Origin of the sequence: Enterobacter cloacae complex sp. Mu1197 (genome assembly GCF_040059225.1) — a bacterium.
GTDB lineage: Bacteria > Pseudomonadota > Gammaproteobacteria > Enterobacterales > Enterobacteriaceae > Enterobacter > Enterobacter quasiroggenkampii.
Genome location: NZ_CP157375.1, coordinates 1,914,977 through 1,932,548, shown reverse-complemented (window position 1 = coordinate 1,932,548; position 17,572 = coordinate 1,914,977). Strand labels below are relative to the sequence as shown.

The 17,572-nt window shown below is 60.0% G+C and carries 19 protein-coding genes; 11 read left to right on the top strand and 8 right to left on the bottom strand.

Features of this window, described 5'->3' with window-relative positions; all coding sequences use genetic code 11:
* Positions 1-54 precede the first annotated feature (54 nt).
* The 6 genes from hemP to ABFV38_RS09145 all read left to right on the top strand — a co-directional run bounded on the left by hemP (position 55) and on the right by ABFV38_RS09145 (position 5,955).
* A complete protein-coding gene (gene hemP / locus ABFV38_RS09170; protein ID WP_024909414.1) occupies positions 55-237 on the top strand; it encodes a hemin uptake protein HemP in 183 nt (60 codons plus the stop codon).
* Positions 238-314: 77 nt separating this feature from the next.
* Positions 315-2,297, top strand: coding sequence for a TonB-dependent hemoglobin/transferrin/lactoferrin family receptor (locus ABFV38_RS09165; RefSeq protein ID WP_348959192.1), 1,983 nt, complete (start codon positions 315-317; stop codon positions 2,295-2,297).
* 47 nt (positions 2,298-2,344) lie between these two features.
* Positions 2,345-3,373, top strand: a complete 1,029-nt coding sequence (chuS, locus tag ABFV38_RS09160) for a hematinate-forming heme oxygenase ChuS (RefSeq protein ID WP_348959191.1) — start codon at positions 2,345-2,347, stop codon at positions 3,371-3,373.
* Entirely contained in the window at positions 3,370-4,191 is an 822-nt protein-coding gene (locus ABFV38_RS09155) for a hemin ABC transporter substrate-binding protein (protein WP_048027550.1), read from the top strand. Before chuS ends, ABFV38_RS09155 begins: the two co-directional genes overlap by 4 nt.
* A complete protein-coding gene (locus ABFV38_RS09150) occupies positions 4,191-5,183 on the top strand; it encodes an iron ABC transporter permease (protein ID WP_348959189.1) in 993 nt (330 codons plus the stop codon). Before ABFV38_RS09155 ends, ABFV38_RS09150 begins: the two co-directional genes overlap by 1 nt.
* Entirely contained in the window at positions 5,176-5,955 is a 780-nt protein-coding gene (locus ABFV38_RS09145; protein WP_348959188.1) for a heme ABC transporter ATP-binding protein, read from the top strand. The genes ABFV38_RS09150 and ABFV38_RS09145 overlap by 8 nt, the downstream gene beginning before the upstream one ends.
* Here the strand turns inward: ABFV38_RS09145 and ABFV38_RS09140 are convergent.
* Positions 5,952-6,845 (bottom strand): LysR family transcriptional regulator, encoded by an 894-nt coding sequence (locus tag ABFV38_RS09140; RefSeq protein WP_032645461.1) that lies wholly within the window; start codon positions 6,843-6,845, stop codon positions 5,952-5,954. The two genes, ABFV38_RS09145 and ABFV38_RS09140, sit on opposite strands and share 4 nt — an antisense overlap.
* Before the next feature lie 140 nt (positions 6,846-6,985).
* Here ABFV38_RS09140 and ABFV38_RS09135 point away from each other — a divergent pair, with 140 nt between their 5' ends.
* The 5 genes from ABFV38_RS09135 to ABFV38_RS09115 are packed head-to-tail and all read left to right on the top strand — an operon-like array spanning position 6,986 to position 11,760.
* Positions 6,986-7,693 carry a CoA transferase subunit A gene (locus tag ABFV38_RS09135; RefSeq protein WP_045910273.1) on the top strand — a complete coding sequence of 236 codons (708 nt, stop codon included), beginning with the start codon at positions 6,986-6,988 and terminating at the stop codon, positions 7,691-7,693.
* Positions 7,694-7,695: 2 nt separating this feature from the next.
* Positions 7,696-8,352 carry a CoA transferase subunit B gene (locus ABFV38_RS09130; protein ID WP_348959186.1) on the top strand — a complete coding sequence of 219 codons (657 nt, stop codon included), beginning with the start codon at positions 7,696-7,698 and terminating at the stop codon, positions 8,350-8,352.
* Between the two features lie 9 nt (positions 8,353-8,361).
* Positions 8,362-9,543 (top strand): acetyl-CoA C-acetyltransferase, encoded by a 1,182-nt coding sequence (locus ABFV38_RS09125; protein WP_348959184.1) that lies wholly within the window; start codon positions 8,362-8,364, stop codon positions 9,541-9,543.
* A 41-nt stretch (positions 9,544-9,584) separates the two neighbouring features.
* Positions 9,585-10,979, top strand: a complete 1,395-nt coding sequence (locus ABFV38_RS09120) for a GntP family permease (RefSeq protein WP_176252831.1) — start codon at positions 9,585-9,587, stop codon at positions 10,977-10,979.
* Positions 10,980-10,989: 10 nt separating this feature from the next.
* Positions 10,990-11,760 carry a 3-hydroxybutyrate dehydrogenase gene (locus tag ABFV38_RS09115; protein ID WP_045910269.1) on the top strand — a complete coding sequence of 257 codons (771 nt, stop codon included), beginning with the start codon at positions 10,990-10,992 and terminating at the stop codon, positions 11,758-11,760.
* A 42-nt stretch (positions 11,761-11,802) separates the two neighbouring features.
* Here ABFV38_RS09115 and selO read toward each other — a convergent pair whose 3' ends face one another.
* From selO to ihfA, 7 genes are all read right to left on the bottom strand, one after another.
* Positions 11,803-13,245 carry a protein adenylyltransferase SelO gene (selO, locus tag ABFV38_RS09110; RefSeq protein WP_348959181.1) on the bottom strand — a complete coding sequence of 481 codons (1,443 nt, stop codon included), beginning with the start codon at positions 13,243-13,245 and terminating at the stop codon, positions 11,803-11,805.
* Between the two features lie 61 nt (positions 13,246-13,306).
* Complete coding sequence (locus ABFV38_RS09105; protein WP_048027544.1) at positions 13,307-14,023, bottom strand: EAL domain-containing protein; 717 nt, start codon at positions 14,021-14,023, stop codon at positions 13,307-13,309.
* Between the two features lie 294 nt (positions 14,024-14,317).
* A complete protein-coding gene (locus ABFV38_RS09100; RefSeq protein WP_008500650.1) occupies positions 14,318-14,782 on the bottom strand; it encodes an NlpC/P60 family protein in 465 nt (154 codons plus the stop codon).
* A 74-nt stretch (positions 14,783-14,856) separates the two neighbouring features.
* Positions 14,857-15,612, bottom strand: a complete 756-nt coding sequence (gene btuD, locus ABFV38_RS09095) for a vitamin B12 ABC transporter ATP-binding protein BtuD (protein ID WP_196346169.1) — start codon at positions 15,610-15,612, stop codon at positions 14,857-14,859.
* A complete protein-coding gene (locus tag ABFV38_RS09090; RefSeq protein ID WP_048027541.1) occupies positions 15,612-16,163 on the bottom strand; it encodes a glutathione peroxidase in 552 nt (183 codons plus the stop codon). Before ABFV38_RS09090 ends, btuD begins: the two co-directional genes overlap by 1 nt.
* A gap of 22 nt (positions 16,164-16,185) precedes the next feature.
* Positions 16,186-17,166: a vitamin B12 ABC transporter permease BtuC gene (btuC, locus tag ABFV38_RS09085; RefSeq protein WP_069719414.1), complete on the bottom strand. Its 981-nt coding sequence runs from the start codon at positions 17,164-17,166 to the stop codon at positions 16,186-16,188.
* 103 nt (positions 17,167-17,269) lie between these two features.
* On the bottom strand, positions 17,270-17,569 hold the full coding sequence (ihfA, locus tag ABFV38_RS09080) for an integration host factor subunit alpha (protein WP_003857805.1): 300 nt from the start codon (positions 17,567-17,569) through the stop codon (positions 17,270-17,272).
* Between the last annotated feature and the right edge of the window lie 3 nt (positions 17,570-17,572).

The following is a 17,572-nucleotide window of genomic DNA, read 5'->3' as shown; positions in this document are numbered from 1 at the left end:
GCAGTTTATTGATAATGATTATCATTGTTACATTGATTGTTATTTATAAACATTATGTCACGTACGGATAACAGCGCGGCAACGCCAGCAAAAACAGACACAGCACCAGCCCCAACCGAGCGTCGGATTGACAGCAAAACCCTGCTCGGCGATGAGGGCCGGGTCATTATCGAGCATGACGGCCAGCGCTATCTGCTGCGCCAGACCCATGCCGGAAAACTGATCCTCACAAAATAAACAACACAAAAAACTACGCCAGCCACCCAGGTAAACCCCAGGCAGCCAGCGCTTTTCAATTCTAATGGAGAGTTGCTATGCCACACCTGCCTTCCGCGTCTTTACGCCCGTCACTTCTGACGCTGGCGATTGTCAGCGCCCTGCCGACCGCGGCGTTTGCTGCCACAGATGACATTACCGTCACCGCCACGGGCAACGCCCGCAGCGCCTTTGAAGCTCCCATGATGGTGAGCGTGATTGACGCCAGCGCACCGGAGAAGCAAACCGCCAGCTCGGCGGCCGACCTGCTGCGTAACGTCCCCGGACTGACGCTGGACGGCACCGGGCGCACCAACGGGCAGGACGTGAACCTGCGCGGCTATGACCGTCGCGGCGTGCTGGTGCTGGTTGACGGCGTGCGTCAGGGCACCGACACTGGTCACCTGAACAGCACGTTCCTCGATCCGGCGCTGATTAAACGTATCGAAGTGGTTCGCGGCCCGTCGGCCCTGCTGTACGGCAGCGGCGCGCTGGGCGGCGTGATTTCCTATGATACCGCCGATGCGAAAGATCTGCTGGAGCCGGGTAAGAACAGCGGCTACCGCGTGTTTGGGACGGGCGCGACGGGCGATCACAGTCTCGGCATGGGGGCCAGCGCCTACGGCCGCACCGACAGCCTGGACGGTCTGGTGGCCTGGTCCAGCCGGGATCGCGGTGATATTCGCCAGAGCGACGGAGCAACCGCCCCTAACGACGAATCCATCAATAACATGCTGGCGAAAGGCAGCTGGAAAATCGACCCGGCCCAGACCCTGAGCGGCTCCCTGCGCTACTACAATAACGACGCTCAGGAACCGAAAAACCCGCAAACCCCCGGGGCGGACAGCAGCAACCCGATGACCGATCGCTCCACCATTCAGCGTGACGCGCAGGTGGGCTATCACATCGCCCCGGAAGGTAACGACTGGCTGAACGCCGACGCGAAGGTCTACTGGTCCGAAGCGCGCATTAATGCCCAGAATATCGACAACAGCGGTGAGTTCCGCAAGCAGACCACCAAAGGCGGCAAGGTGGAAAACCGCACCCGCCTGTTCAGCGACACCTTAGCATCACACCTTCTGACCTACGGCGGGGAATATTATCGTCAGGAGCAGCATCCGGGCGGGGCAACCACCGGCTTCCCGGAGGCGAAAATCGACTTCAGCTCCGGCTGGCTGCAGGACGAAATTACCCTGCGCGATCTGCCGGTCACCCTGCTGGGCGGCACGCGGTATGACAACTACCGCGGCAGCAGCAATGGCTACGACGATGTCGATGCCGACAAGTGGTCATCCCGCGCCGGGTTAACCGTCAGCCCGACCGACTGGCTGATGCTGTTTGGCTCTTACGCACAGGCGTTCCGCGCGCCCACCATGGGTGAGATGTACAACGACGCCAAACACTTCTCTATTGGCCGCTTCTATACCAACTACTGGGTGCCGAACCCGAACCTGCGCCCGGAAACCAACGAAACGCAGGAGTTTGGTTTCGGTCTGCGCTTTGACGATCTGCTGCTTGCCAACGATGCGCTGGAGTTTAAAGCCAGCTATTTCGATACCAAAGCCAAAGACTACATCTCCACCACCGTCAATTTCGCGGCGGCAACCACCATGTCGTATAACGTCCCGAACGCCAAAATCTGGGGCTGGGACATGATGGCAAAATACTCTGCCGACCTCTTCAACCTCGACCTGGCCTACAACCGCACGCGCGGGAAAGATACCGATACGGGCGAGTACATCTCCAGCATCAACCCGGATACCGTTACCAGCAAGCTGGACATTCCGGTGGCGCAGAGCGGTTTTTCCGTCGGCTGGATTGGGACCTTTGTCGATCGCTCAACGTATATCAGCAGCAGCTACAGCGAGCAGCCGGGCTATGCGGTCAATGACTTCTATGTCAGCTATAAGGGCCAGGAACGGCTCAAAGGCGTGACCACGACACTGGTACTCGGCAACGCCTTCGACAAAGCGTACTGGTCACCTCAGGGCATTCCGCAGGACGGCCGTAACGGGAAGATTTTCGTCAGTTATCAATGGTAATCCCTTCGCCCCGGCTGACCGGGGCATTGCTTTGAAAGGAAGAGACAATGAATCACTACACACGCTGGCTTGAGCTAAAAGAAGAAAATCCGGGTAAGTACGCGCGCGACATTGCAGGGCTAATGAACATCAGCGAAGCGGAGCTGACCTTTGCCCGCGTGGGCCACGACGCCTGGCGACTGCACGGTGAAGTCCGCGAGATCCTGGGCGCGCTGGAGGCGGTGGGCGAAACCAAATGTATCTGCCGCAACGACTACGCCGTTCACGAGCAGGTCGGGAACTTCACCAACCAGCACCTGAACGGCCATGCCGGGCTGGTACTGAACCCGCGCGCGCTGGATCTGCGCCTGTTCCTCAATCAGTGGGCAAGCGCGTTTCACATCAGTGAAGCCACCACCCGCGGCGAGCGGCAAAGCATCCAGTTCTTCGACCATCAGGGCGATGCCCTGCTGAAGGTTTACGCCACGGACAACACCGACCTTTCCGCCTGGGGCGACGTGCTGACCCGTTTTATCTTTGCCGATAATCCACCGCTGGCGTTAAAGGCGCCCGACGCGCCTGCTCACGCGGAAAGTCCGCAAGCCGCCCTCGTGGACAAAGAGTGGCGCGCCATGACCGACGTGCATCAGTTCTTTAGCCTGCTCAAACGTCATAACCTCAGCCGCCAGCAGGCGTTTCGCCTGGTAGGGGACGATCTGGCCTGTCGGGTAGAGAACAGCGCGCTGGCGCAGCTGCTGGAGACGGCGCGTCGGGACGGCAATGAAATCATGGTCTTCGTCGGCAACCGCGGCTGCGTGCAGATTTTCACCGGCGTGGTGGAAAAGCTGGCGCCGATGAAAGGCTGGCTGAATATCTTCAACCCAACCTTTACCCTGCACCTGCTTGAAGACGCGATTGCCGAGACGTGGGTCACGCGCAAACCGACCGCGGACGGGCATGTCACCAGCCTGGAGCTGTTTGCCGTCGACGGGACGCAAATCGCCCAGCTGTACGGCCAGCGCACCGAAGGCGAACCGGAGCAGAGCCAGTGGCGCAGCCAGATTGACGCCTTAACGGCGAAAGGGCTGGCCGCATGAAACGGTGGCTTGCCCTGATCGGCGCCCTGCCCCTGCTGGCGTTTGCTGCGCCGCAGGAGAAAATTATCACGCTCGGCGGCGACGTCACCGAGATCGTCTACGCCCTCGGCGCGGCCTCTTCCCTGGTGGCCCGCGACAGCACCAGCCAGTGGCCGCAGGCGGCAACCGCGCTGCCGGACGTGGGCTATCTGCGCCAGCTCAACGCGGAAGGGATCTTATCCATGCGCCCTACGCTGGTGCTGGCCAGCGCCCAGGCGCAGCCGTCTCTGGCGCTCAAGCAGGTTGAGCAAAGCCACGTCAGGGTCATCGCAATTCCTGCCGGTAACGATCTGAGCGTCATTGACGAAAAGGTACGGATCGTCGCTGAAGCGACGCACCGCGAGGCCGAGGGGGAAGCCTTGCGCAAGACGCTGCGTCAGGCGCTGTCGGCGCTTCCTGCGTCACCGCTCAATAAGCGGGTGCTGTTTATTCTCAACCACGGCGGAATGACCGCCATGGCTGCCGGACAACAGACCGGCGCGGACGCGGCCATTCGTGCGGCGGGGCTGCAGAACGCGATGCAGGGATTCACCCGCTATCAGCCGCTGTCTCAGGAAGGCACGATTGCCAGCCGGCCCGATCTGGTGGTGATTTCGCAGGACGGCATCAACGCCCTGGGTGGGGAGGCGAATCTGTGGACGCTGCCCGGCCTGGCGCAAACCCCGGCAGGACGGAACAGGCAGGTGCTGGCGATTGATGACATGGCGCTGCTGGGCTTCAGCGTGCGAACGCCGGAAGCCATCCGGGAGTTGCGTGCCAAAGCGGAGCAACTGCCCTGATGTCCCGGCGAGCCGCCCTGTCATTATGGATGCTGGCCGCGCTGCTGGTCGTCACGACGCTGACGGCCAGCGGCATTGGCGCGCTGCGCCTGCCGGTCAGCCTGCTGTGGAACGGCACCGACGAGGCCCTGCGCCAAATATGGCTGACGATCCGCCTGCCTCGCGTGCTGCTGGCGCTGACGATCGGCGGTTCGCTGGCGCTGGCGGGCTGCGTGATGCAGGGGCTGTTTCGCAACCCGCTGGCGGACCCGGGCCTGCTCGGCATCAGCAGCGGCGCGGCGCTTGCCGTCGCCCTGTGGGTGGTGCTTCCGCTCTCGCTGCCAGCGCTGGTGATGCTGTATGCCCCGATGCTGGCGGCGTTTCTCGGCGCGCTGGCCGCCACCGTCGTGATTTTCCTGCTCAGCCGACAGCGTGACGCTTCCCTGTCGCGCCTGCTGCTGGTAGGGATTGCCATCAACGCCCTGTGCGGCGCCGCCGTCGGCGTGCTGTCATGGCTCAGCAATGATGCCCAGCTTCGCCAGCTTTCCCTCTGGGGAATGGGCAGCCTCGGCCAGGCGCAGTGGTCGACGCTGCTGGCCGTCGCGTCGCTGATGATCCCCACCCTGCTGGCGATCTGGCGTCTGGCAGGGCCCCTCAACCTGCTGCAGTTGGGCGATGAAGAGGCGCACTATCTCGGCGTGGAGGTTGCCGCTGTGCAGCGCATCCTGCTGTTGTGCAGTGCCCTGCTGGTGGCTGCCGCCGTTGCGGTCAGCGGCGTGATCGGTTTTGTCGGCCTGGTGGTGCCGCACCTGGTGCGCATGTGGCTGGGAGCCGACCACCGGGCCGCGCTCCCCGGCTCGGTGCTGGCCGGTGCGCTGCTCCTGCTGGTGGCCGATACGCTGGCGCGTAGCCTGGTCGCCCCGGCGGAAATGCCGGTCGGCTTATTGACCAGCCTTCTCGGCGCGCCGTGGTTCCTGTGGCTAATCTTTCGTCGCGGAGGTGCGCATGGCTGAACGCTATTGTGCAGAAAACCTTGTTTTTCGCGCCGGGCAACGCACGCTGATTAAAGACGTGTCGCTGACCTTATCTCAGAACGAGCTGGTGGCGTTGATTGGCCCCAACGGCGCCGGGAAATCGACGCTGTTGCGGCTGCTTACCGGCTACCTTAAACCTGCGGGCGGACGGTGCAGCCTGGCGGGCACACCGCTTGCGGCCTGGTTGCCGGACAAGCTCTCCCGCTACCGGGCGGTGATGCGCCAGAACACGCAGCTCGGATTTGACTGGCCGGTTGAGGCGGTCGTCGGTATGGGCCGAGCGCCCTGGACCCGCACGCCAGAAGCGTCGGTGATCGAGGAGGTCATGGCCATCACCGGCTGTTTACCGCTGGCGGGCAGGCAGTTTGCCGCGCTCTCCGGCGGCGAGCAGCAGCGCGTTCAGCTCGCCCGCGCGCTGGCTCAGCTCTGGTGCGACGGTGCGCCGCGCGGCTGGCTGTTTCTTGATGAACCCACGTCTGCGCTGGATCTCTATCACCAGCAGCATCTCCTGCGCCTGCTGAAATCCCTGACCAGCCGGGGACATCTGCACGTTTGCGCGGTGCTGCACGACCTCAACCTGGCAGCGCTGTGGGCGGATCGCCTCATGCTCCTGCACAGCGGCAGGATCGTGTCTCAGGGAGCGCCGGAAACCGTTTTGCAGGCCGATGCGCTGGCGCACTGGTACGGCGCACAGGTTCATGTCGGCAGGCACCCGGCTCACGCCGCGCCGCAGGTGTTTCTCGCCCCTTAATCGGGCTGATAAAAATCCTTCAGCGTTTCCAGCAGGGCATGCGCCGCTTTTGAAAGCTGCGTATGCCCGGGATGGATCACCCCAATACACTTTTCAATGGGCGGGCTGTCCAGCGGAATACAGACCGCGCCCAGCGACGCCATTTGCGTCTTGCAGAGCGCTGGTACGGCGCTGCCGCCCAGCCCGCTTGCGACCATCCGCCCGACCGTCACCAGCTGATGACTTTCAAGCGCGACGTCCAGCTTTCTGCCGCTTCGCGCCAGCTCCTCTTCCATCATCAGACGCACCGCCGACGGGCGCTGCAGGGTGATGAAATCCAGCGTCAGCAGCGCTTCCCATGTCAGGCGCTTTTTGCCCGCCAGCGGGGAATCTTTCGGCACAATGGCAACAAAGCGGTCGAGACCCAGCGGGGTAAACAGCAGGTTGTGTGTGGGCGCGGGCTCAAAGGCGATGCCCATCTCGACCCGCCCTTCCCGCACCATCTCAATCACCTGCTCGTTAATCACGTCATGCACGGTGACGTTGATCCCGGCATGGCGATCGCGAAACGCTTTCAGCACCTCGGGCAGGACATTCGCGGCAAACGACGGCATCGCCGCGACCGAGATTTTACCGCGCTGCAGGGTAAAGCACTGGTGCATCGCCTCTTCGACATTATCCCAGTCGGCAAGCAGCTGCCGCGCCATCGGCAAAAACGTCTCGCCCTCCTGCGTCAGCGCGACCTTGCGCGTGCTCCGCTGCAGCAGCGGTCCGCCGAGCGCGTCCTCCAGGGCTTTAATCGTCAGGCTCAGAGCTGGCTGGGAGAGATTCAGCCGTTCGCTGGCGTGGGCGAAATTCAGAGTGTGAGCTACCGCTAAAAACGCGCGTAACTGTTTGACACTCATTCTCATTTTTCATCCTGTTAACTAATTGAAAAAATTTAGTTAACAGGAAATTAATAAAAAAACCAAATGAGTGGGTCACAAATTCAAAATTAACAAATGAGTTGCCGCCCCTAATGATACCGCCACGGTTAAGAGGAGGAATGACGATGGCGGGACTGGATAAGCGCGTCGACAGCTATGCGCAGGCGCTGGATGGGCTGACGGACGGGATGACTTTGCTGGCGGGCGGCTTCGGCCTGTGCGGTATTCCGGAGAACCTGATTGCAGAGGTCAGACGCCGTCAGGTGAAAGATCTGACGGTGGTATCAAACAACTGCGGCGTGGACGGCTTCGGTCTCGGGCTCCTGCTTGAGACGCGGCAGGTTCGTAAGGTAGTGGCTTCTTATGTCGGCGAAAACGCGCTGTTCGAGCAGCAGGTACTGAGCGGTGAACTGGAGATTGAACTCACGCCTCAGGGCACGCTGGCGGAAAAGGTGCGCGCGGGCGGCGCGGGTATTCCGGCATTTTACACGGCCACCGGCTACGGCACGCCCGTGGCTGCAGGCAAAGACGTGCGCCAGTTTGCCGGTAAGCATTACATCCTCGAAGAGGCCATTACGGGGGATTTCGCGCTGATCAAGGGCTGGAAAGCGGACTGGTACGGCAACGTCGTCTACCGGCATACCGCGCAAAACTTTAATCCGCTGATGGCAACGGCGGGCCGGATAACGGTCGTCGAGGTGGAGGAGATTGTTGCGCCGGGTGAGCTTCCCCCGTCGGCCATTCATACCCCGGGCATTTACGTCGACAGGCTGATTGTTGGCCAGTTTGAAAAACGCATTGAACAGCGCACGCTGCGCGCGGAAGGAGTGTGACGATGTTAACCCGTGAACAGATGGCCATGCGCGTCGCCCGCGAACTGCGCGACGGATATTACGTCAACCTGGGGATCGGCATTCCTACCCTGGTGGCGAACTACATTCCGGAAGGAATGGACGTGATGCTTCAGTCGGAAAACGGGCTGCTGGGGATGGGCGCGTTCCCTGACGAACAGAGCCTCGACGCCGACATGATCAACGCCGGTAAACAGACCGTGACCGCACGCACGGGCGCGGCCATTTTCGACTCGGCCCAGTCGTTTGCCATGATCCGCGGCGGCCATGTTGACCTGACGGTGCTGGGCGCGTTTGAGGTGGATGTCGAAGGCAATATCGCCTCATGGATGATCCCCGGAAAGATGGTCAAGGGAATGGGCGGCGCGATGGATCTCGTCGCCGGGGCGCAGAACATTATCGTGGTGATGACCCATGCGTCAAAAAGCGGTGAGTCAAAGCTGCTGTCGCGCTGCACGCTGCCGCTTACGGGCGCGGGCTGCATCCGCCGGGTCTTAACCGACCTCGCGCTGCTCGAGATCGCGGACGGCGCGTTCATCCTGCGGGAATACGCCCCCGGCGTCAGTATCGACGAAATAGCAGCTAAGACGGCCGGAAAAATGATTGTGACGGACGACGTTCGCGAGATGCGCTTTAGCTGAGGACTCAGGATGAAAGAGGTCATGATTGTCGGGGCAACGCGGACCCCCATTGGCAGTTTTCGCGGATCGCTCGCGCCCCTCTCTGCGGCTGAGCTGGGGGCCGTCGCGGTTCATCGTCTGCTTGAAAACAGCGGTCTTCCTGCTGAGACGATAGATGAGGTGATTTTCGGCCAGGTGCTGACGGCGGGATGCGGACAAAACCCTGCGCGTCAGACGGCCATCGCCGCCGGGTTACCCGTCAGCACGCCAGCGACAACGGTCAACCTGGTGTGCGGCGCGGGATTAAAAGCGGTGCAGCTCGCCGCGCAGGCGATCCGCTGCGGCGATGCCGGGGTAGTGATTGCCGGCGGACAAGAGAGCATGAGCAACGCCCCCTATCTGCTGGACGGCGCGCGTTCAGGGCTGCGTTTTGGCCATACGGGCCTGCAGGACAGCATGATCACGGACGGTCTGTGGGACGCGTTCAACGATTACCACATGGGGATCACCGCTGAAAACGTCGCCCGGCAGTACGGCATTTCCCGCGAGCAGCAGGACGCCTTCGCTGCCCGGTCGCAGCAAAAAGCGGCCTCCGCCGCCGAAGCGGGCCGGTTTGATGCCGAGATAGCCCCGGTGACGGTGAGGCAGGGTAAAAAGCCGCCGCTTATTGTCAGCCGTGACGAGCAGCCCCGGCCAGGCACCACCGCCGAGCAGCTTGCGCAGTTGCGCCCCGCCTTTTTGCAGGAGGAAGGCACGGTCACGGCGGGAAATGCCTCCACGCTCAACGACGGCGCCGCGGCGGTGCTGCTGATGAGCGGCGAAAAGGCGCGGGAGAGCGGTTTGCCGATTCTGGGGCGCATCGTGAGCTATGCCGTGACGGGCGTTGACCCGTCGGTGATGGGCATCGGGCCGGTCAGCGCCTGTCAGAGCGCGCTGGCGCGGGCGGGCTGGACGCTCGATGACGTGGACCTCATTGAAGCCAATGAAGCCTTTGCCGCGCAGGCGCTGGCGGTGGGCCAGCAGCTCGGCTGGGATGAACGCAGGGTGAACGTTAACGGCGGCGCGATCGCCCTCGGTCATCCGATTGGCGCTTCCGGCTGCCGCATCCTCGTGACGCTGCTGTACGAAATGCAACGCCGTGACGTCAAAAAGGGGCTCGTCACCCTGTGCGTAGGCGGCGGGCAAGGCATTGCCCTCACCGTCGAGCGTTAAACATCTCGTTGGTACCCGAATAATAATGACAGTGAGGAGTCGTGATGAGTGTATTAATTGCCCTGGCGGCGCTGGCGCTGCTGATGCTGGCGGCCTATCGCGGATATAGCGTGATTTTGTTTGCGCCGATTGCGGCGCTCGGTGCGGTACTGCTGACCGATCCGGGCGCCGTTGGCCCGACGTTTACCGGTCTGTTCATGGAAAAAATGGTGGGCTTCGTCAAGCTCTACTTCCCGGTGTTCCTGCTGGGGGCGGTGTTTGGCAAACTGATTGAGCTTTCCGGCTTCTCGCGCTCCATCGTTGCCGCCGCGATTCAGATCCTCGGTCGTCGCCACGCCATCCCGGTGATTGTCCTGGTGTGTGCGCTGTTAACCTACGGCGGCGTGTCGCTGTTCGTGGTGGCGTTTGCAGTTTACCCGTTCGCCGCGGAACTGTTCCGCCAGAGCGGCATCCCTAAACGTCTGATCCCGGCCACGGTAGCGCTGGGGGCATTCTCGTTTACCATGGATGCCCTGCCCGGCACGCCGCAGATCCAGAACATCATTCCCACCAGCTTCTTTGGTACCAACGCCTGGGCCGCGCCGTGGCTGGGGCTTATCGGCTCTCTGTTCATTATCGTCTTTGGCCTGCTCTGGCTGGAACGCCAGCGGCGTAAGGCGCTCAGCAACAACGAAGGTTACGGTACGGATCTGAAAAATGAACCGGAGACGCCGGACAACATTAACCTTCCGCATCCGCTGATTGCCATCGCCCCGCTGCTGGTGGTGGGCATACTCAACCTGCTGTTTACCCGCTGGATCCCCGGCTGGTACGGCACGAGCCACGAGCTGACCCTGCCCGGTCTGGCGAAACCGATCGTGACCGAGGTGAGCAAGATCACCGCCATCTGGGCCGTGGAGGCGGCGTTGATCGCCGGTATCGTGCTGGTGCTGATTTTTGGCTTCCGCAACATCCGCGGACGCCTGGCAGAAGGCAGCCGGACGGCGGTGAGCGGTGCCATTCTGGCGGCGATGAATACCGCCTCGGAGTACGGTTTCGGGGCGGTTATCGCCGCCCTGCCCGGTTTTCTGGTGTTATCCCACGCGCTGGCGGCCATTCCGAATCCGCTGCTGAATGAAGCCATCAGCGTGACCGTTCTCGCGGGGATCACCGGCTCGGCGTCCGGCGGGATGAGTATTGCGCTCGCCGCCATGTCCGACACGTTTGTCGCCGCCGCGCACGCCGCCAATATCCCGCTTGAGGTGCTGCACCGCGTGGCGTCAATGGCGAGCGGGGGAATGGATACCCTACCCCATAACGGGGCGGTGATTACCCTGCTGGCTATCACTGGCCTGAGCCATCGCCAGGCCTACGGCGGCATTTTTGCTATCACGATTATTAAAAGTCTGGCAGTGCTTTTTGTCATTGCCGTGTTCTATCTGACCGGCATTGTGTAAGGAGAGAAAGATGAATCTGAACGGTAAAACCGCCCTGGTCACCGGCTCGACCAGCGGCATTGGCCTGGGGATCGCCCGCGTGCTGGCGAAGGCCGGGGCGCAGCTGATCCTCAACGGTTTCGGCGACAGTGAATCAGCAATAGTTGAGATTGCGCAACTGGGCAAAAAGCCGGGCTATCACGATGCGGACCTGCGTGACGTCCTGCAAATAGAAGCCCTGATGCGCTACGCCGAATCGCAGTTTGGCGGCGTGGACATTCTCGTCAACAACGCTGGCATACAGCACGTGGCGCCGGTTGACGCGTTTCCGGTGGAGAAATGGAACGACATTATCGCCATTAACCTCTCGTCGGTGTTTCACACCAGCCGGCTGGCGCTGCCAGCCATGCGCGAGAAAAACTGGGGGCGCATCATTAATATCGCCTCCGTTCACGGGCTGGTCGCGTCAAAAGAGAAGTCGGCCTACGTGGCAGCCAAGCACGGCGTGGTGGGCTTTACGAAATCGCTGGCGCTGGAAACCGCGCGCACCGGCATTACCGCCAATACGATCTGTCCCGGCTGGGTGCTGACCCCGCTGGTGCAGCAGCAAATCGACAAACGGATCGCTGACGGCGTACCGCCGGAGCACGCGCGCGAACAGCTTCTGGCGGAAAAACAGCCTTCGGGCGAGTTTGTTACTCCGGAGCAGCTGGGTGAACTGGCGCTGTTTTTGTGCAGCGACAGCGCCGTTAACGTTCGCGGCGCCGCGTGGAATATGGACGGCGGCTGGGTCGCGCAGTGATGTTCAGGCCGGGTAAAGCGAATCCGCCCCCCGGCCAAAAGACTAGCTTGAGCAGCTGACCTCCAGCCGCTTGCCCCAGTCAGGCGGGCGGCTGACGTAATCATCATCCCGGTCGGCAAACGGCGTGCGCAACGCCACGTGCAGACGGTGTAATTCGTCGTACTCGCCCTGTTCTGCCTGCTCAATCGCCCGCTGCGCCAGCCAGTTGCGCAACACCATCGCCGGGTTCGTGGCGTTCATCTGCGTCTGGCGGGTCGCGTCATCCACCTGCTCCTGCTGCAGCCGCGCGCGGTAGGATGCAAACCAGTCGTCAAACGCCTGTCTGTCAATAAACTCATCGCGCAGCGGCGAGGCGGCGCTGTGCTGCTCCGTCTGCCCCAGCATCCGGAAGGTGCGCGTGTAATCGCTGCCCTCGCGCGCCATCAGGGCAAACAGGCCATTGAGGATGTCGTTATCGCCCTTCTCCTGCGTCACCAGCCCCAGCTTATTGCGCATCAGCGTGCCATATTCCCGCAGTAAGATCTCCTGATAGCTGTCGAGGGCATCATTCAGTGCATCAACGTCGATAAACGGCGACAGGGTTTGCGCAAGCCGCTGCAGGTTCCACAGGCCCACCGCGGGCTGATTGTCAAAACTGTAGCGCCCCTGATAGTCGGAGTGGTTGCAGATATAGCCTGGCTGATAATCATCCAGGAAACCAAACGGGCCGTAGTCAAAGGTCAACCCGAGAAGCGACATGTTGTCGGTATTCATGACGCCATGGGCAAAGCCTACGGTTTGCCAGCGGGCAATCAGGGCTGCGGTACGGGCCACCACGTCCCGGAACCAGAGAACGTATTTATCCGCCTCGTCCTGCCAGTGCGCCCAGTGGTGACGAATGGCAAAGTCTGCAAGCTGGCGCACCTTTTCCGGCTCGCGACGATAGTAAAAGTGCTCAAAATGGCCGAAGCGCAGATGGCTTTGCGCGATACGCATCAGCATGGCGCCCTTTTCCACGGTTTCGCGCACAACCGGCGTGTCGCTGGTCACGATCGACAGCGCTCGGGTGGTGGGGATACCCAGGGCATGCATCGCTTCGGAGCCCAGGCACTCGCGGATCGTTGAACGCAGAACTGCACGCCCGTCGCCCATCCGCGAATACGGCGTCAGGCCCGCGCCTTTGAGGTGCCAGTCAACCGTCTCCCCGTTGGGAAGCTGTTGTTCACCGAGCAGGATCCCCCTGCCGTCGCCCAGCTGTCCTGCCCAGACGCCAAACTGATGTCCGCTATAGACCTGAGCCAGGGGTTGCATACCGGCGAGAAGCGTTTCGCCTCCCCAGACGCCAGCGCTCTCTGAACGCTGAAACAGCTCAGGCGGAATGGCCAACTCTTCTGCCAGCCGATCGTTATGCCAGATAAGACGTGAATTTTGTAATGGTGTGGGTTTGAGTGCGGTATAAAATCCCGGCAACTCGTCATGCCAGCGAGCAGTAAAAGACAGGGTCATAAGTCCTCCTGCTTTTAGTGTAGAGGGTTTACCCGGACTTAAACACGGGCGAAAGCAAGGGTTATCGCTGCTGAACCAGCGTAGTGACGTGTTCCGCCGAGACGGCAGGCCAGAGTGTCCCCTGCATGGCGCCAAAATTAAAGGACAGCACGCGCTGTAAGAGGCCGTGGTCATCAATGCCTGAGACAATCACAGACTGGCAGTGTGGCGTGATTTGCCAGAGGATGGCGCGCATAAAGGGCTCAAAAGAGAGTTCCGCCGCACGCTGCTGAATGAAGCCTTTATCGAGAATGACCCGTTTAAATAATCCATCGTAGACCGCCTTGAGCGATGCCGCGCCTGCGCCAAAGTTTGCCAGCACCAACGGAAAATGGATCGCCATTCTTGCCAGCTGAAGATCGTCCTTTCCGTTATTTAAACCTGGATAATTCTCATTAACAGTAAACTCAAGAAACGGATAACGCTCAAGAATTGAAACAGCGTTTCCATTACTTAATAAAAATTCAACTATTGCAGGTGTAATATTGATCCATGCAATTAACTGATGCTGAATAAAAAACAGTTTACAGGTATCAAGCAATTGCAATTTTTCGTTAAACAGCGTTAACTCTTCAGCCGCTGAAAGTCGTGGGATAACAAGCTCAGTGGGGATCCGCACATCGCTGCCGACGCCAGTAAAGTTAACCAGAATTTCTAAACCTTTAAGCTCCCCTGCGCTATTACGGGCAGGCAGAAGCAGCAGTTCAGACTGGTAAGCATTATCTAGCGTAATTATCATTGCACTCGCCCCGCATTAAAGATGAGAGAGGACATCCTGGAGCAATTGCCGACACAATTCCACTGTCTTGATTTTAATAAGATTAATTTCATTAGTTCCGTATTAATTTTCAGATTTATCCCTGAATCTAAAATAATCTTATCCTGGTTGCAGAATAATAGCCAGTTTTAGATAAAACAGACACATGCGGGATTCGCTAATTTTAGATAAATTTAACTTTAATCATCTTATTTGAGAAAAAACGGCATGTTTTATTCGTTTCCATGCCGTCATAAGAGAGGTATACGACGAAGACTATATACGTCGTGCCTGCCAGAAATTTTTACGCCAGTAGACATTATCCAGGGAAGAGCGCATCACGCCGCGGCTGGTTGACGCGTGAATGAACTGGTTGTCAGTGTCATAAATGCCCACATGAAGACCGCTTTCCCCCGATCCGGTTTTGAAGAAAACCAGGTCCCCGGGCAGAAGATCGTCTTTATCAATTTCCGTGCCGATTTCTGCCTGTTTGCGCGTTTCGCGCGGCAGCTGTAAGTCAAACTTGTCGCGGAAGGTCATCAGAACGAAGCCGGAGCAGTCCACACCGCCACGGCTCATACCGCCGTAGCGATAAGGCGTGCCGCGCCAGTTGCTCAGCTGATCGTTGAGGCTGGCGATGACGGTGATCGAATCTGAAAGCCGTGGGTTAGGCGGCGGTGCACGATGGCTACTGCATCCCGCAAGAAAAAGTGCGGCCATCAGGAGAAACCAGAATCGCATTTTCAGACGAATCCTCTGCTTTTTTTGTTCTTTTCGTAATTTAGCGTGCAACTGTACTCACAGGCAAGAAACGCTTACTCCTGCCCGGTCGAAATCAGCATCTTATGGCCCTCGATATCCAGCCTGCGGAACGACATGTTGTACGCGCGGGCAAGATTGGGCGGCGTCAGAACCTGATCCCGCGTACCGCTGGCGATCATCTTCCCCTTCGCCAGCAGCCACACCCGGTGGGCATGTCGCAAGGTGTGGTTGAGGTCATGACTGCTCATCACCACGGCGATGCCTTTTCGGCTCAGCGCGCTTAGCAGCGTATCCAGGGCCGCCTGCTGCGCCACATCCAGACCGCTCATCGGTTCATCGAGAAGCAGCATCCGACCATGCGGGTTACCAGCCGGGTGGATCTGGACGATGACAGCCGCCAGACGCACCCGCTGCCATTCACCGCCGGATAGCTGGCTGACATGCCGGGAGAGTTTATCTTCCAGCCCCAGCGCCGCGGCCACGTCCGCCAGCAGCGCCGAACGTTGTTTGTCGTGCAAATGCAGCATCAGATACTGCCAGACCGGCATCGCAAAAGGCGGCACCTGCTGCTGCACGAGATAGCTGCGCCGATGCGCCAGTGAGACCGGAGACCAGTCGGCCAGCGTATGCTCCAGCAACGTTATCTGCCCTTCTCCGGCAGTCATGCCCGCCATCCGTGCCAGCAGCGTGCTCTTTCCGGCGCCGTTTGGCCCGACAAGATGCAGGATTTCTCCCGCATTGACGGTGCCGGTTATCGGCTCCAGACGTCCCTTCTCGGCAACGTCCGTGAGCTGCATCAGCAGTGACATTATTTCGCCAGCGCCAGCTTGATAGATTCCATGACGATCGGATCTTCAGGGGTCATATCCGGTGAAAAACGCTGAACGACCTGGCCGTCGCGACCAATCAGGAATTTTTCGAAGTTCCAGAGTATATCGTCCGGGTAAAGCGGCGCGCGGCCTTTGCTGGCCATGCGTTCATAAAAACCGCTGCCCTCCGGCGCAACGGCTTTCGGTGCGGCAGCGATCAGCTTCGCATACAGCGGATGGCGGCCTTCCCCGTTGACATCGATTTTGCTGAACAGCGGGAACGTCACGCCGTAAGTGGTGCTGCAGAAGGTTTTAATCTCCTCTTCGCTGCCCGGCTCCTGGCCCAGGAACTGGTTGCAGGGGAAGCCCAGCACGGTGAAACCGTCTTTTTCCCAGGCCTTCTGAATGTTTTCCAGCTGCTCGTACTGCGGCGTCAGGCCGCATTTGGATGCCACGTTGACGATCAGCAACACGTTGCCTTTGTAGCCTTCCAGCGTGGTTTTATCGCCATCAATGGTGGTCACTTCAGTATTCAGGATATCTGACTGCATAGCATTTCCTCAGGTTGTCGATTTAACGTCCAGCTTTTAATAGTAGCCAGATAAAGACCGGCGCGCCCAGCGTGGCGGTCACCACGCCGATGGGCAGCTCTGCAGCCGTCAGGGCAAGCCGGGCGATGATGTCAGCTACCAGCAGCGTGACGGCCCCGGCAACCGCCGAGGCCGGAAGCAGGGTTCGATGGTCCGTGAGGCCGCACAGACGGAGCATGTGCGGGATCACCAGGCCAATAAAGCCAATCGCACCCGCCAGGGCCACGCTGACGCCGACCAGCCAGCCAATGGCGATCACCAGCACATTACGCCAGAACCCAATCGGCATGCCCAGCTGGCGGGCTGAGGTTTCACCCAGCGCGAGCATATTCAACGGCTGCGCCTGCAGGGCAGCCCACACGATGACCGGCACCAGCAGCGCCATCAGCCAGCCCTGCTGCCAGTCGACGCCGCCAAAGCCGCCCATCATCCAGTACATGAGCTGCCGCAGGTCAAAGGAGGTCGAGAAGTAGACCGCCCAGGTCATCAGCGCGCTACAGATGATCCCCAGCGCCACGCCAGCAAGCAGCAGACGGCTGGTCGATAAATGCCGTCTGGCAAAACGAAGCAGGATGAGCGTTATCAGTAATGCGCCGAGAATCGCGCTCAGGCTAATACGCCATCCGGAGAGTTCGCCTCCGCCCAGCATTACCGCCGCAATCAGCCCCACGCCCGCACCGTTGGACACGCCGAGCAGCCCGGGCTCCGCCAGGGGATTCTCAAACAATGCCTGCATTATGGTGCCGCACAGCGCCAGCGCGGCGCCCACCAGCATCACCGCGACGGTACGCGGCAGACGAATTTGCCAGACGAAGAGCTGTCCGTCAGGCCCCCACCAGCTTTCGGGCCCTATCCATCGGTCACCGGCGCAGAGGCTAACGCCTGCGGCAATAATGAGCAGCAGCGCCAGCAAAAGCAGGCGACGCCGATCGGAACGGTGCTGGTGATGGGCATAATCAAGCATGTGTACGGTTTTAGTAGCGTGAGATGTAATTGATTTTACGGCGGGTTTACCAAAGAGCGCAAAGAAAAAAGGCCGCGTGGGCGGCCTTTTTAGTTAGTTCATATTACTCTGCTTTGGGCGTTGCGTTTTCGACACGGCTTTTTAACTTCTGGCCGGGTCTGAAGGTCACCACGCGGCGGGCTGTAATGGGAATATCTTCCCCCGTCTTCGGGTTACGGCCCGGACGTTGGTTTTTGTCGCGCAAATCAAAATTGCCAAAACCGGAGAGTTTTACCTGCTCACCATTTTCCAGAGCACGACGGATCTCTTCGAAAAACAGCTCTACCAGCTCTTTGGCATCCCGTTTGCTAAGCCCAAGCTTATCAAACAGATATTCTGACATTTCAGCTTTTGTAAGCGCCATAGG